Source organism: Companilactobacillus ginsenosidimutans (assembly GCF_001050475.1).
GTDB classification, from domain to species: domain Bacteria; phylum Bacillota; class Bacilli; order Lactobacillales; family Lactobacillaceae; genus Companilactobacillus; species Companilactobacillus ginsenosidimutans.
In genome coordinates, this window is record NZ_CP012034.1 from 732994 (window position 1) to 748459 (window position 15466).

Sequence of the window (15466 nt, forward strand, 5' to 3'; positions counted from 1 at the left end):
CAGTATCTGTTTTTATAGTACTGAATATGATAGCATGAAGTTAATTTTATTGCTGTTTTGAAAGGGGAATTTATATGGACGACTGTATTTTTTGTAAAATAATTAGAAACGAGATACCTAATATCACTGTTTATGAAGATGATGATATTAAGGCTTTCTTCGATATCTCACAAGTAACACCCGGCCATACGTTAGTTGTGCCAAAGAAACATGTTCAAAATATTTTCGAATATGATGAAGATTTAGCACAAAAAGTTTTCAAAAAGGTACCAATGATTGCGAGAGCTATTAAGGCTTCTAACAAAAATATCATTGGCATGAACATTTGCCTAAATAATGGTGAAATTGCCTACCAAAGTGTTATGCACTCACATATTCATTTAGTTCCTCGTTATGGTAAGGATGACGACTTCTCAATGACTTGGGGAGACAACACCGGTAAAGCAACTAATGAACAACTTCAAGAACGCGCAAATAACATCAAGAAAAATTTGGAGGCATAATATGAGTTTTATAGTAGGCTTTGTTTTAGGCTCAATGTCTGGAGTGGCAGCTGAATACTACCAATCAACATATGCAACACCTAAACATTATAATAACAACATCGTGAAGAATATAAAAGATTTAAAGAATGATTTTGTCGACCTTGCTCATCAATCAAAAGACGCCATGTCAACAGTTACTGATATTAAGAACGATGTTGTAAATTATACTAAAGATATACAGCCTGATGTATCAGAACTTAAAAAATCAGTTTCAGAACTTCAAGGAAACATTGAAAAGATGCAGAATTTAAACAAGTAAATTGTGAACTTTTTGTGTTTTTTTTGCTAATTACTAATCAACCCAAGCAATTTTATGGTATTCTCTTCAATTGTAGACATATTAAATAAGGATGTGTAAAGATGAACAAGAAATGGACTAAATGGATCTTAGCTATTGCGGGTCTATTATTAGTAACAGTTGTTGCTGGTTGTTCCGGTAATAAAACGGTTGCTACATTAAAAGGTGGTAGAATCACCCAAAATGATTACTACAAGGAACTTAAGAGTTCTTCTGCTGGTAAGCAACAACTTCAAACAATGATCATCTCAAAAGCTCTTGAGAATCAATATGGTAAAGATGTTACAAGCAAGCAAGTTGATAAAGAATACAACAAGTACAAGAGTCAATATGGTTCTTCATTCAGTTCTATTCTTCAACAAAATGGTATGACAACTGCTCAATTCAAGAAAAACATTCGTACTAACCTACTTACAAAAGTAGCTCTTGAAAAGAACAAAAAGATTTCAGATAGTGACTACAAGAAACAATGGAAGTCATATACACCAAAGATTACTGTTTCACAAATTACCGTATCTAAGAAAGCCGATGCACAAAGTGTTATCGATAAATTAAATAACGGTGAAGACTTTAGTAAATTAGCTAAAGAAAACTCAACTGACTCAGCTACAAAGAATAAGGGTGGAAAGATGACCCCATTCAACAACGACGATACTGCCGTTGATGCAGCTTTGAAGACAGCCGCCTTCAAACTTGATAAAGTTGGTGACTACTCATCAGAACCCGTTAAGACTTCAGTTGGTTACAGTGTAATCAAACTTGATAAGAAACCAAGTAAAGGTAAGATGAGCGATCACAAGGCCGAACTTAAGACTAAGATTTATGCTAGTTGGATGCAAGATTCAACTGTTATGCAATCAGTTATTTCTAAAGTCTTGAAACGTGCTGATGTTTCAATTAAAGATGATGACTTGAAGGATGTCCTTGCAGGATATGTTACAAAGTCAAACTCATCAAAACCAGCAACTAACGCTAAATAGTGTGAAGTTGTTAAAAATAGTCCGTAAGGGCTATTTTTTTTGCTTAAAATTTTAGTGTGGTTGTTCACTTCCGATTCCGGAAGGAAAAAGATTTTTTGGCTGGAACGTGGTGAATCGACTTGAAGCTAATTGCACGGTACGCAATCATCTCCAAGCTCGATTTTATTCTAAGTGTGCTTCGCGCACCAAGAATAACCCCACCACTGAGCCAAAATCTTTTTCCTTCCTCCATCTGGGATATCGGTCAATTTTTAACTTGATGGGGTTTATGATATGCCACGGTCATTGGATGTATATTCATGATAGCTAACTCCCACTTCTAACGTTAATTGGCGGTTAACAAATTATTGTCGCCTAAAAATGTCAATAAAAACAGTTCAAAGAATGTACAGTATAGTTTACATTTTATATGAATAGGTTTATATTAAAATCATGAAGGTTGTGTTGAAATGACTGATCAAAATTTCGAATTAACCAACAATCTTAAATACTTTAGAAAAGAAAAGAAAATGTCACAACAGGATTTGGCCGATGCTGTTGATGTGACTCGCCAATCAATATTAATGATTGAGAAAAACAAATTTAATCCAAGCATTCTTCTATCTTTAAAAATTGCTAAAGTATTGGATGTTGACATCAACGAATTATTCTCTATTACAAATAAAGACTGAGGGTGAAATCATGTATAAATGGATAATAAAAAGATTATTAGGAGTAGAAACAGTCGACGAATACGTTGAAAGTTTAGTTGGTAAAATAATGACTTATCTTTTTGCCATCACTTCTCTAGTTTCCGTTCTAGCTATATTAAGCAATTTTTATTTCAAGGTTTCTGGCGAAACTGTTGGGATTATTGTGCTATTTACTATTGGTGCAGCATGGATAATTGCAATTGCAATTCTAATTAACTTACACTTAACGAAGAAAAAAGGTCCACGAACTTCTTCCTGGAAAATTTTGGGTATATGTGTACTTGTCGGAATTGTAGTATTTTTGCTTAGCCTATTTCATAATCACGAAAGTTTATTCTCATCTATCATCTTGGCCATTATTACTGCTATATTATCTTTCGCCTTGTTATTGAGAAACGATACGTTTGAACATAGTAAGGATTAATTTTCCCATGGACATGTGAATTTTATGTATTTTACATAAACAAAAGCCAGCATAATTTCGGCAAATATCCGAAATTATGCTGGCTTTTTGTATTATTACATTAATTTTCTGAGTGTTTATAAAATGATCTGTTGTCCATTCCGAAGATGCGTTCGGAAAATTCTCCTGGGTCGGTCTTATCTAACGCCTTAGAGATCATATTGATTGATGCATCAAGTACATCTATGTCGTGTAATACTTCGGCTTCGAGTAATTTTGGACGTTCTGGTGAACCGTATTCTAGTAAGCCGTGGTGTGATAGTACCATGTGTCTTAATAGAATCATGTCTTCGGAGTCTAATTTGATTTCTAAATCATTGGCTGCTAGTACTATTTCTTCGTCAACAATCGTTATGTGACCAATCATGTTGCCTTCAAAGGTGTATTCGATTCCTAGAGTCCCATTTAATTCGATTACTTTTCCTAGGTCATGGATACATGCGCCGGCTATTAACAGTGCTCGGTTAATTTGCGGATATTGATCAGAAATTTTTTCTGCCAATCTGACCATACTTAGTGTATGGTATGCCAATCCACCTTGAAAATCATGATGATTGGATTTGGCAGCTGGGCTTGTAAAAAATTTGTCGTGGAATTTCTTGAATAAATATCTTACGATTCGATTCCATGATCCATTGGTAATTTGTAAGAACACATCTTCAAAGTCAGCCTCCATATCAGCACGCTTCTCAGGAGCAGTTTGAATAAACTTAGACATATCAATTGTGGCAGGATCAATCACACCAAGGCGATTAATCGTCACTTGTGGTTTACCTTGATACAAGTCACGCTTCCCGTCTAATTGGACGACAGCACCGACTTTGAAATTCTGCTTATCTTGTTCACTTGCATCCCAGTATTTACCGGGAATCTGCCCTGACTTATCTTCAAAAACTAAAGAGAGAAAATTTTTCCCATTCTTGGCTAGACGATAGTCAGACATTTTTATGATTGCTTCTAGGCTCATACTCTCACCATTTTTGTAATCGGTAATCCTTTTATCCATTATTTGCCCCCTCAAGATTCAATATGTGACTTTGTTGTAGATTTGGATTCAAGTTTGCTGTAACAAATATTATTTGGTTATCTTTTGCGACATTCCTAATTAATTTAAATACACTTTCAGACCTGGCCTTATCAAAATCAACGAATGCATCGTCGATCAAAATTGGTAAGTCAACAATATCAGAAATTTCCACTACAAAAGCTAATCTCAATGAAATATATAACTGAACTGTCGTAGCTTTCGATAACTCATGCACATCAAATTTAATCTTGTCACTTCTAGTTAATGATAACCTTTTTTGTTTATTCATACTAATATCAACATAATTTCCATTAGTAAGAATCGCAAAATACTGTTTAGCCCTACTTAACATTTTAGGATAACGACTCTCACTAGCCAAATTTAACATCTCATGAATCCACCTGCTAGCCAATTTGTCAGAAAGCCACTCGTCATATTGATCGAGCATATCTTGTTTACATTGAGCCAATTCCTCAACCAACGATTGGTACGCCTTATCATCAAAGACTTGCTTCAATTGACTTTCAAGATAACCTTTTTTAGTTAAAAATTCGTTACGTTGACTTTCGGTATCTTTAATTTGGTTATTGAGTTCATTCAACTCATTAGGAATCGAATTTAAGTCAGAAACCGTTTCAAAATGAGAAATATCTGCTCCAATATACTCCCTATCAGCTTTCAGCTTGTCAATTTGCATCTGATTATTTATCTGTTGTTGATGCAAATCAATAAACGCTTGAGTATTAGCAACATCGTATTTTTTCACGATATCAAAAATCGATTGTCGAAGACTATTTATATCCCGGTTACTTGAATTCAATATTTGAGACTGTCGTTTCTTATTTTGTTCAATTAAATCAAACTTGGCTTTTGTCGCATTCAATTGATTGTAAAAAGCATCCATCTCAGGAATATAGTTATTCGGATCCGTCTCCTTCTCAAGAATTCCAACTTTAATAAACAAATCATTCCATTTATTCAACTCAGCGATACTTCGAGAAATCTTGTTTTCCAAAGCATGCTGCTCATCCCTAAGATTATTCAATTGTAAAATCTTTGGCTGCAATTCTATGACTTGTTGAACACTGGACCCAGCCGAATTGTGTTGAGCTAATATTTCATTCTTCATTTGCTCTTGCTTGACACTCTCATCTTTTGACTGTTGGTTAAGGTAAAACCACCATCCAATTGATCCAAGAATCCCAATACCGACCACAACTTTTAAAAGATTTGGAACAAACAATAATAGGATTAGACAAACTACTCCAACAATGATCGGCAAACTAACATTGGATGTTGAATCCGTTTTGTTAAGTTTTGAAATCTCCTCGTTGCTTAGCAAACTCATATTATCGTGCAATCCAGGGTTGTCATTCAACAATTGATCAGACTGATAATTAGATTTTCGTAATTGATTTTGGTTTTGTTCATTTTGGAAAATAATATTCTGAATATCATTTTTCTTATTTTGAATATAATCAATATCAGCTTGATTTGAATAGTAATTATCCATAAAAGCATCTTCTTGAGGAGTAATCTCATTATCAATTTGTTGGATATTGGTTTTGCTGAGAGTATCCACTTGTTGATTTAATTTCAAGAAGTTTTCCCAATCTTCTGAACTAATAATATTTTGATTGATGTTCGTTTTGGATTTTAGCTGTAACAATTCCCGATATTTTGGTAATTTTTGATTTAAAGCATGTAAATATTTTTGTCGAGAAATTTGTTGCTGATATTGTAATTCTAGTTGTTCATATTGCGAATTAACTGACTGTAAATCACGACTTATCTTCTGATATTGCTGTTGTTGATTCTCATACTCGGATCTTTGAACGTGCAATTCGTCATACCTTTTAATTGATTGAGTAAGTGGTTGTTTTTGACCGCGAGGTTTATAAATATCCCCACTGTCATTCTCGAGATCATCTGCCGTCTGCAACCATTGTTTACTTCCAGTTGCACCCAAAGCTAAAATTTCAGTTTCTAGTCTTGTTTCGTCAAGATCATATACTGAACGAATCGTTTGTTCATTTAAGACATGTGTATTTTCAAAATCATCTTTGGTAAATCCTTTAGTAATTTCAGTCATCAATGTTGCAGGAACCTCTTGATCATCCCTAAATAACGTCAGCTCACTTTCACTTTTGCCGTCAACACGGCGAACGATCCAATGGTTTCCATTTTCACTCAGGAATTCCAGTTCTCCGCCATAACTAGATCCATTCTTAGGCTTGTATTGTTCATATTTGCTGGTACCACGTGCAGATGCAAATCCAAACAAAATACTTTTTACAAATGTTAGAAATGTTGTTTTACCAGCTTCATTATTTCCAAAGATAATTTGATAGTCCTGGTTAATATTGAATTCTTGATCAATCCATTTACCAAAACCATAAATTTTAGCTTTAATTAGTTTCAATGTTTTTCTCCGATAAATTTCTTATTGATCAAACTTTGCGTGGATTGCTTAATTGCTTCGATAAAATCAGGATCTTGAATATGATCTCTAATAACATCAATATTAAATAACTTCTTGTCGAGATCCTTTATATCTTCGATGTTAAAGACAGCATCCGAACTCTGGTCCCAATATTTCTGATCAATTTGTTGAAAATGCTGAACGTCCTTGTACTGAAGTTCAATTTTATACAAGGCTGTGTTAGTGTCACTTTGACTGAAGTGAAGTAGTATTTCGCCACGGTCTATCGCGCGTACTACATCACTATTTAATTTTTGTGCATCATCAATTGTCAATGTAAGAAGTCTTAAGTCATCCGATAACAGTTTTTTTGAGATTTTTGCATTTAAACTATTAATATTATCCTCATCTGAAGCCTCAATTTTTGATTTAATCCATACGTAAGTTGAACTTCCAATGAAATCAATACTAGTATTCTTGTTTAGAACTGTTACCAAATAAAAGCCTTTTTCACCGGTTTCATTTTGATTACGTCCTTGGGTGTCACCTGAATAAATTACGTAAGGATTTTCATTTAACACTTGTCTTTTATGAATATGTCCTAATGCCCAATAATCATAACCTTTTGCAATAAGCTTGCTTACTGTAAATGGAGCATAATTTCCATCTCCAACTCCACCATGCAGTATCCCAATTTGATAGTCAAAATCTCCACGTGATGGATAATTTTCAGCCATATTTGCATCTATATGTTGTGAATAATAGCTAAAACCAGTGAGTCCCACTCTCAATTCATCATGGGAAGTTAGTACCTTTGTTTCAACATCCTTTTGAAAAATATGAACATTCTCAGGAAATTCAATCGAGGAGAAGTCATTTCTGTAGTAATCATGATTTCCATATATCAAATACACTTGAATGTTATTTTCTTTTAAACGCGTGAATTGATTTTTCAAGAAATCTTGGGCGTTAAGTGAACGATCGGTATTGTCGTATGTATCTCCAGCTAAAATAACAAAATCTACTTTTTCTCGGATAGCGGTGTCAAATACCTTTGTTGCAGCAGTGTACGTTGATTTACGGAGGCTATTTTGTAATTGTTTGGAAAAATTTTTGATACTACCAAATGGAGTATCTAAATGTAAATCTGCAGCGTGGATGAATTTCATGAATTTCCTCCTGAAAAAAAAGGCCTAGGCAAAATAATTCGCCCAGACCTTAATTAGTAAAGATTAGCCTTGATAAATTTCTGCGATAGGCTTTGAAATAATTTTGTTTAGTTCTTGCATCATTGAATCAACTTTCTTTTCTTTTTCCATCAAATTTGTGATTTCAGTGTAGCTTGAGAGTTGATCTGTCAACTTGTGCATTTCTTCAATATCATCATCAGTAATCTCTTGACCCTGCATTTGTTTTTGTTGAAGAGCAAATTGTTCGTTTTGAACCTTGTCAAAAAGTTTGTATGCTAAATCATTAGCTTTAACTGCTTCGAAAGCTAATTTCAAGTCAGCAACTTCTGAAGATTCTCTTAAATCTTGTTCCAATTTGTTGGCACTGTCATAAATGTTCATATAGTCCTCCTATTGACCAAAAAAGTTCTTAATTTCATTATACCATTCACTAGCCTTATCTTTTACACCGTTTACTCCATCTTCAAAAGATTTTAGAACATCATTATCGTTATCACTGGAATTTGAGTTTTCACTCGCAATTGTAGCGGCATCCTTAGTATTAAATGCAGTACCAGCGGTATCTGGTAAGATGTTACTCATTTCATTTTTGAATAGCGGAGCAATACCATTTTCATTAGCACCTTGAATAAAGTGAGTCGAATTATTTGGATCAAATCCAATCCAACTAGTTACAACTACGTCTGGTGTATAACCAACCATCCATTGATCTCTGGTACCATTGGCACCCCAGGACTTAGGAACTTCAGTACTACCAGTTTTACCAGCAATTTTGTATCCTGAAGGCTTTGCTGCTGCACCGGTTCCTTCGTTATAAACTCCCAGCATCATACTAGTCATTTCTTTAGCTGTGTCTTTATTGATAATCTGTTTTGTGTTGTTATTGCTGTTATCAACAATAACTGTTCCTGTAGCATCAACAATCTTAGTAATAAAGTGAGTATCAGCCATTTTACCTTCATTAGCAAACGCTGTATAAGCCTTGGCCATTTGAATTGGTGATACACCAGTGGAAAGACCACCAAGTGCGAGGGCCAAGTTCTGATCACTCTTGTCAACTTTGATACCAAAGTTTTCGACCGATGCCACTCCCTTTTTCACACCAATTTTATCCAGTAAGGCAACAGCAGGAACATTCTCACTTTGTGCTAAAGCTTTGTACATTGGAATCTCATCTTGATACAATCCGTCAGCGTTAGTTGGAGTATATTTATTCTTACCAAAACTTGTGACTTGATCAGGTAAATTAGAATCATAACTATATCCACTTTGAATTGCCGGAGTGTATACCGCTAATGGTTTAATTGTTGAACCCGGTTGACGTTTCATCTGAGTGGCATAGTTAAAGCCTCTAAATGTATGTTCACCACGACCACCTACAACAGCTAGTACACCACCAGATTTAGGATCAACTGCGATTGAGGCGCCTTGAATCTGCTTACCATCTGAAGCATTTGGTGGGAATAAATAGTTATTGTCAAAAGATTGTTCCATCGAACTTTGCATACTCTGATCCAAAGTTGTATAAATCTTGTACCCTTTATTTAAAACGTCATCTTCTTTAAGACCGTATTTGTTAACAGCCTCATCGATAACAGCATCAAAGAAATAAGGATACTTGTAAGAACTTGATTCAGAATAATTATCAGTCAAATCTATTGGTGAATTTTGATAGAACTTTTCTTGAGAAGCACTCAGTTTATTGTTTTGAACCATTAAACTTAATACTAAATTTCGGCGTGCCTTCGAATTAGTCATGCTGTCAATTGGATTGTAAGAATTAGGGCTCTTCAAAATGGCTGCCAAAACGGCCCCCTCACCTGGATCTAGTTCGCTAGCATTTTTACCAAAATATTTTTCTGAGGCATCCTGGACTCCCCAGACACCATTCCCAAAGTATGCATTATTCAAGTACATCGCCAAAATTGACTTTTTCGAATATACTTTATTTATCTCAATCGAAAGAAACAGTTCTTCTCCCTTTCTAGATAAAGTTTGCTTCTGTGTTAATAGTGAGTTCTTAGCAAGTTGTTGAGTCAACGTACTACCACCACCAGTAACACCATGGTGCAACACGTATCCTACTGCAGCTCTAGCGTATCCTTTGACACTGAAACCAGGATTAGTCCAAAAAGTCCGATCCTCAGTAGAAATAACAGCGTTTTGAATATTCGGTGAAATTTTATCTAATCCAACATAAGTACCCTTGCGGGAATAAAGAGCCCCAGCATCATCGCCGTCTTTGTCCATAACTGTCGTTTTAGTTTGTAATGAAGCTTTTAAATCATCAATGTTTGAAGTTTTTGCCTTGTAAGTCCAAAATCCACTCAGAACTAAAATTAAAGTTAAAACTAATAATATTATCCATCGTGTAATTTGAAACCTTTTCCAAAATCTTTTAATGTATGACCAAGCAACTTTTAGTTTTGGTTTAAACCAATCCCAAAATCCTCGATTATTTTTCATATTTCGTCTACCTCTGTAAGAACAAATTTTACCATATTATCGAATCATTTCTCCAAATCAATCAAATCTTTAAGGAGTACGTAAAATATTATGTATCAGCGAACTATAATTTATCACAACGACAACGACGAAAAATTAACAATCCGCCAACTTCTACAAAAGTGGTTAATTCCAAAAAAGTGGCAACATTTTTTGAGGATAGAACAAAATATCTTAATAAATGGGAAATACAAATCATTCAACAACGAGGTTCAATCTGAAGATATTGTTACTTTAAATTTCAATTTCCCTCCTAGAACAATTGAACAGCATTATTTGCCAGGTAGCAGAAAATTAGATATTGCTTACGAGGACGATGACGTTTTAATTGTCAATAAATCAGCAAACATTAAAACTCACCCTAATCTACCCATTGAGACAGATTCACTTTTTAATGATGCAGAAGCTTACTTACAACCGAACCATCCCTACATGGTGCACAGAATTGACATGCTGACATCAGGATTAGTATTGATTGCAAAGAACCCCTATTTGGTACCAATCTTCAATCGAGAGCTCACGACAAAGACATTGAAACGACAGTACTTAGCAGTTGTCAGATTAATTAAACCTATCAAACATGATGGGCAAATCAACTCACCAATTGGCTTCGATGAAAATGATAAACGTAAAAGAAAAGTAATACCTAACGGTCAGTCAGCTACAACTGACTATAAGATATTACGCAAAAATTCCGAATACGCTCTCCTAAAATTAAATTTACAGACCGGCAGAACCCACCAAATTCGAGTTCATCTCTCCAGCAAAGGCTGGCCAATAGTAAACGACATCCTGTACAATCCCGAACAAGCCACAGGAAACATGTTACTATCAGCAAATAAACTACAATACAAAATCCCCTTTTCAGATGATTTCAAAACAGTAGAAATTGAACCATCGGAAGATATTAAAAATTTTCTGTTAGAACATGATTTATCGGAACTGGATAAATAACAAATAAAAAGCATAACTAAAAGGACCGACCTCAGCGAAGAGATCAGTCCTTATTTGTTAATATCAAATTTTTTCTTGTTCGATTTACGTATTATCCATTTTGATAGAACACGATACCCACCAACAAAAATAAATAAGTAGAGTACTAGCTGGAGGTAGGAATTAGATAATGCTCAGCACTGAAATTTGTGTTAGTCGGGGAATTGTCCCGACTTACTCAAATTGGCGTCCAGTGCGTTCCAGCGTTATCTAATTCCTACCGGAAGCGGCAGTGAACCCCAATACTACTTGCTTATCAAACCAATTATAACGGTGATAACTGCACCAACTGCAAGCAACCCCACGTAAGAAACCGACAATCGAATCGTAGCCAATAAAACCGAATTCAAATTTTTAGCGGAAGGTTCCTTCAAAAATGGTCTAAAGTTATCCCAAATACCTGGATAAAATAGGATCAATAACAAGGTTACATATGGAATCACATGCATCAATGCCATGATTGGTACTAGCAAGAAAGCTAATGCCCAACTAGCTTTGAATAAACTCAAAGAATTATGTTGACCAATTTTTTCAACAAGTGTATTTGATGAAGTTGAGCCCGTTTCCAACTCGCTGACATTTTGAGCAATAATCGTCGAGAAAACGGCAAATGTATTTGGCAAACAAATAACGATGATATCAATAATTGTACTTGAATCAATCTTTCCTGAATTTGCTAAACCTAAATAAATAAATGCCATTGGAACAATAACTGTCGTGGCAATGGCCATAACAACTTCACCTACAACTGTTTTGTTCAGTGGCTTAGGACCAGATGTGTACAAAAGTCCTAAAACAATTCCTAAAATTGCTACAACTAAGATAAACCAACCTGTCATATAAACTAAGTATGCAGTAATGACTATTGGAATAAATGCTAAAACATATACCATTCGTTTTGCATGTGAAAGCGATTCACGATTTATTCCCATGTCATTAATTTTATTTCTTAGTACGTTCTTGTCAGCTGATCGATAAATATTGTAGTTGTTGTGGAAATTAATGATCATATGAAAAATAACAACTGCTAATAGTCCTAACAATCCATTTACAAAGTCAAAAGTCATGAACTTTGCATAAGAATAACTTATAACCAAAACCATTAGGAACACATCAAGCAATGTTGATTTTACATTAGAAAGTTCTCTAAAAAGTTTCCAATCCAAATTTTTACACCTACTACATTTCCTCTGGTGCTTTCACACCTAATAACGCTAGAGACATTTGTAGAACGATTGACACTGATTTAACCAATGCCAAACGTGCATTTAATCCCGAGTCGTCTGTCAAAATCTTACTATGAGCATAATATTGATTGAAACTCTTGGCAAGTTTCAATGAATATTTAGCAATTACAGATGGCTCGTATTTCTCACCTGCACGGCTAATAACTTCTGGGAATTGTTGAATCAATTTAATAGTATCCCAAGCTTCTGGATCCGAAACTGTAAGATCATTAGCCTTTAGATAATCATCATTATCGGCTTTTCTCAAAATACTTAATGCACGCGCATTTGTATATTGAACATATGGGCCAGTCTCTCCTTCAAAACGAACAACTTCTTCAAGATTAAAGTCAAAGTTATCACGTCTTTCGTTCTTAAGGTCATGGAATACAACAGCTCCCACACCAACAGATTCGGCAACTTCGTCTTTGTTCTTCAAATTAGGATTCTTTTCTTCAATTTGTTTCTTAGCTAAATCAACAGCATCATTTAATACGTTTTCAAGCAAGATAACTCTACCCTTACGAGTCGAAAGTTTCTTACCATTATTTGTAATCAGACCAAATTCAATGTGGTGAATATCATCTGACCAATCGTAGCCCATCTTTTTCAAAACAGCTTTAAGCTTCTTGAAATGCTCTGATTGTTCACTACCAACCACATAAAGTGATTTAACAAAATCATATGTGTTTTTACGATAAATAGCAGCTGCCAAGTCACGAGTGATGTAAAGTGTAGCACCATCGGTTTTTCTAATTAAAGCTGGTGAGAGGTCTTGGCCTGATAAATCAACGATTTCTGCACCACGAGATTCTTGTAGTAAACCTTTATCTTGGATAGTTTTAATAACGGCATTCATCTTATCGTTGTAGAAAGCTTCACCGTTGTATGAATCAAATTCAACACCTAAGCGGTCATATACTTTTTGGAATTCAGCAAGTGATAGTTTTCTAAACCATGTCCATAGTTTAAGTGCTTCTTCATCGCCGTCTTCCATTCTCTTAAACCAAGCTCTAGCTTCGTCATCTAGCTCTGGTTTTTCTTCAGCTTCCTTGTGGAATCGAACATAATATTTTAGCAAATTATTGATTGGGTCAGCTTCAACTTCTGCTTCTGAACCCCACATCTTATAACCAACAATTAATTTACCAAATTGTGTTCCCCAATCACCCAAGTGATTAATTTTGATTGGTTGATAACCTAACTTTGTAATAATTTTGGCAATTGAATTACCAATAACAGTTGAACGCAAGTGACCCATTGACATAGGCTTTGCGATATTAGGTGAAGACATATCAATAGGAACATTTCCAGCATCACCTTGATTTTGATTACCGTAATCATCTTTTTCATTCAAAACTGTGTGCAAGATATCGTTTGAGAAACTGCTCTTGTCTAAGAAAAAGTTTACATAAGCCCCTGTATTTACAACTTTTTCAAAACCATCAGTGTCGATTTCTGAAACTAAATCTTGAGCAATCAAATTAGGTGCCTTATGCAATGATTTAGCTAAAATAAATGTTGGAAATGCAAAATCACCAAGATCTGATGACTTTGGCTTTTCAACCAACTTTTCAATTTGTTCGTTTGAAATATCTTCTGGTAAAACTTTGTTTAACGTTTCTACGACTAATTTCTTTGAGTCCATAATTTCCTCCAATAAAAAAGTCTCTTCCAATACATATATATAATTATACATATTGAAAGAGACGAGATTTTCCCGCGGTACCACTCTAGTTGATTAATATCCACTCATTACTAATTATTAAAATGTAAAGAAGAGTGCGACTTAATCATTGAATTGATCAGCTTTCACCAGTCCTGATCTCGCTTAAAATTCTGTAATTAATTAATTCTTCTTTTCTGCATTAAAATATTAGCACATAAGGGCAGTTCACTCAACCTTTTTCATGGTTTATGCTTTGGGCATGAAGAGATTTCCAAGTGTTGCGGCCATAATTGCTTTAATCGAATGCTGTCTGTTTTCAGCTTCTTCAAATTGACGAGCATATTTACTTCTAAATACTTCGTCAGTAACTTCCATTTCTGTCAAACCATATTGTTCCTTAATATTCTCAGCATATTCAGTTGAAACATCATGGAAAGCAGGTAAACAGTGCATGAAAATTAATTCGTCATCAGGCATTTGAGTCTTGTGCAATAATTCCATATTTACTTGATATGGTTGAAGTAGCTTGATACGTTCAGCCCATTGATCTTCTTCACCCATTGAAACCCAAACATCAGTATAAACAATGTTTGAACCCTTGACACCTGCATCAATATCATCCGTAATAACAATTTTACTACCAGATTTATCAGCATAACTTTGAGCGATGTCAACAATTTCTTTGGCTGGGAAAAGTTCTTTTGGTGCAACGATATGAATATTAACTCCCAACATTGATCCAGCAACTAGAAAACTATTTGCCATATTATTACGACCATCACCAACAAATGATAATGTTAAGCCTTTGAGGTGACCAAAAGTTTCTTTGGCTGTCATGAAATCAGCAATCATTTGTGTTGGATGCCATTCATCTGTTAGACCGTTCCAAACTGGAACACCAGAATATTTTGCCAAGTCCTCAACAGTTTGTTGTTTGAATCCACGGAACTCAATACCGTCAAACATGCTACCAAGAACTTTAGCAGTATCTTCGACACTTTCCTTCTTATTAAGCTGAATATCATCCTTACCCAAAAATTCTGGGTGAGCACCTAGGTCAACTGCAGCTGTTGTAAAAGCTGAACGTGTACGTGTAGATGTCTTTTCAAATAGAAGTGCAATGTTCTTGCCCTCTAAATAATGATGAGGAATATTTTGTTTTTTCAATGCTTTGAGATGTAGTCCCAAATCAATAAAATATTCAAATTCTTCTGGTGTGAAATCTTTTTCTTTTAAGAAACTGCGTCCTTGCAACACCGATTGTTCTTTTCCTTGATATGCCAAATTTTGTTCCTCCTCTTTAATTTTTCTAATAATAGTCTAATTATAAATTAATATTTCATTATTACCACAATTAATTGAAAATAATTTCTACAAAAAAAGCTTAGGATCACTCCTAAGCCAAACCTTTGTTATTTCTTTTCTGTGATTTTGTCATAGATTTTGAATGCGCCGC

General features: G+C 34.8%; 14 protein-coding genes. 6 read left to right on the forward strand and 8 right to left on the reverse strand.

The annotated features are described in order from the left end of the window. The first annotated feature begins 74 nt into the window (after window positions 1–74). The 5 genes from ABM34_RS03810 (at window position 75) to ABM34_RS03830 (ending at window position 2939) form a co-directional block, all read left to right on the forward strand. Window positions 75–503 carry an HIT family protein gene (locus ABM34_RS03810; RefSeq protein WP_048703549.1) on the forward strand — a complete coding sequence of 143 codons (429 nt, stop codon included), beginning with the start codon at window positions 75–77 and terminating at the stop codon, window positions 501–503. Between the two features lies 1 nt (window position 504). Beyond that, window positions 505–804 (forward strand): hypothetical protein, encoded by a 300-nt coding sequence (locus tag ABM34_RS03815; protein WP_048703551.1) that lies wholly within the window; start codon window positions 505–507, stop codon window positions 802–804. Window positions 805–905: 101 nt separating this feature from the next. After that, window positions 906–1823: a peptidylprolyl isomerase gene (locus ABM34_RS03820; protein WP_048703554.1), complete on the forward strand. Its 918-nt coding sequence runs from the start codon at window positions 906–908 to the stop codon at window positions 1821–1823. Window positions 1824–2272: 449 nt separating this feature from the next. Then, window positions 2273–2494 (forward strand): helix-turn-helix transcriptional regulator, encoded by a 222-nt coding sequence (locus ABM34_RS03825; RefSeq protein ID WP_048703557.1) that lies wholly within the window; start codon window positions 2273–2275, stop codon window positions 2492–2494. 10 nt (window positions 2495–2504) lie between these two features. Continuing rightward, entirely contained in the window at window positions 2505–2939 is a 435-nt protein-coding gene (locus ABM34_RS03830) for a hypothetical protein (RefSeq protein WP_048703559.1), read from the forward strand. Between the two features lie 100 nt (window positions 2940–3039). On the opposite strand, the gene ABM34_RS03835 is transcribed toward ABM34_RS03830, so the two are convergent. From ABM34_RS03835 to ABM34_RS03855, 5 genes are all read right to left on the reverse strand, one after another. After that, a complete protein-coding gene (locus tag ABM34_RS03835) occupies window positions 3040–3984 on the reverse strand; it encodes a 3'-5' exoribonuclease YhaM family protein (protein ID WP_048703561.1) in 945 nt (314 codons plus the stop codon). Continuing rightward, a complete protein-coding gene (locus ABM34_RS03840; protein WP_048703564.1) occupies window positions 3977–6427 on the reverse strand; it encodes an ATP-binding protein in 2451 nt (816 codons plus the stop codon). Before ABM34_RS03840 ends, ABM34_RS03835 begins: the two co-directional genes overlap by 8 nt. Next, entirely contained in the window at window positions 6424–7596 is a 1173-nt protein-coding gene (locus ABM34_RS03845) for a metallophosphoesterase family protein (RefSeq protein ID WP_048703565.1), read from the reverse strand. The genes ABM34_RS03840 and ABM34_RS03845 overlap by 4 nt, the downstream gene beginning before the upstream one ends. Before the next feature lie 63 nt (window positions 7597–7659). Further along, window positions 7660–7998, reverse strand: a complete 339-nt coding sequence (locus ABM34_RS03850) for a YlbF family regulator (protein WP_048703568.1) — start codon at window positions 7996–7998, stop codon at window positions 7660–7662. Between the two features lie 9 nt (window positions 7999–8007). Next, window positions 8008–10083 (reverse strand): PBP1A family penicillin-binding protein, encoded by a 2076-nt coding sequence (locus ABM34_RS03855; protein WP_048703571.1) that lies wholly within the window; start codon window positions 10081–10083, stop codon window positions 8008–8010. A 90-nt stretch (window positions 10084–10173) separates the two neighbouring features. On the opposite strand from ABM34_RS03855, the gene ABM34_RS03860 reads away from it, so the two are divergent. Beyond that, window positions 10174–11076 (forward strand): RluA family pseudouridine synthase, encoded by a 903-nt coding sequence (locus ABM34_RS03860; RefSeq protein ID WP_048703574.1) that lies wholly within the window; start codon window positions 10174–10176, stop codon window positions 11074–11076. Between the two features lie 284 nt (window positions 11077–11360). On the opposite strand, the gene ABM34_RS03865 is transcribed toward ABM34_RS03860, so the two are convergent. The 3 genes from ABM34_RS03865 to argF form a co-directional block, all read right to left on the reverse strand. Further along, entirely contained in the window at window positions 11361–12281 is a 921-nt protein-coding gene (locus tag ABM34_RS03865; protein WP_048703576.1) for a prenyltransferase, read from the reverse strand. A 13-nt stretch (window positions 12282–12294) separates the two neighbouring features. Beyond that, window positions 12295–13989, reverse strand: a complete 1695-nt coding sequence (gene argS, locus ABM34_RS03870; RefSeq protein WP_048703579.1) for an arginine--tRNA ligase — start codon at window positions 13987–13989, stop codon at window positions 12295–12297. 267 nt (window positions 13990–14256) lie between these two features. Further along, on the reverse strand, window positions 14257–15294 hold the full coding sequence (gene argF / locus ABM34_RS03875) for an ornithine carbamoyltransferase (protein WP_048703581.1): 1038 nt from the start codon (window positions 15292–15294) through the stop codon (window positions 14257–14259). Window positions 15295–15466: the final 172 nt, after the last annotated feature.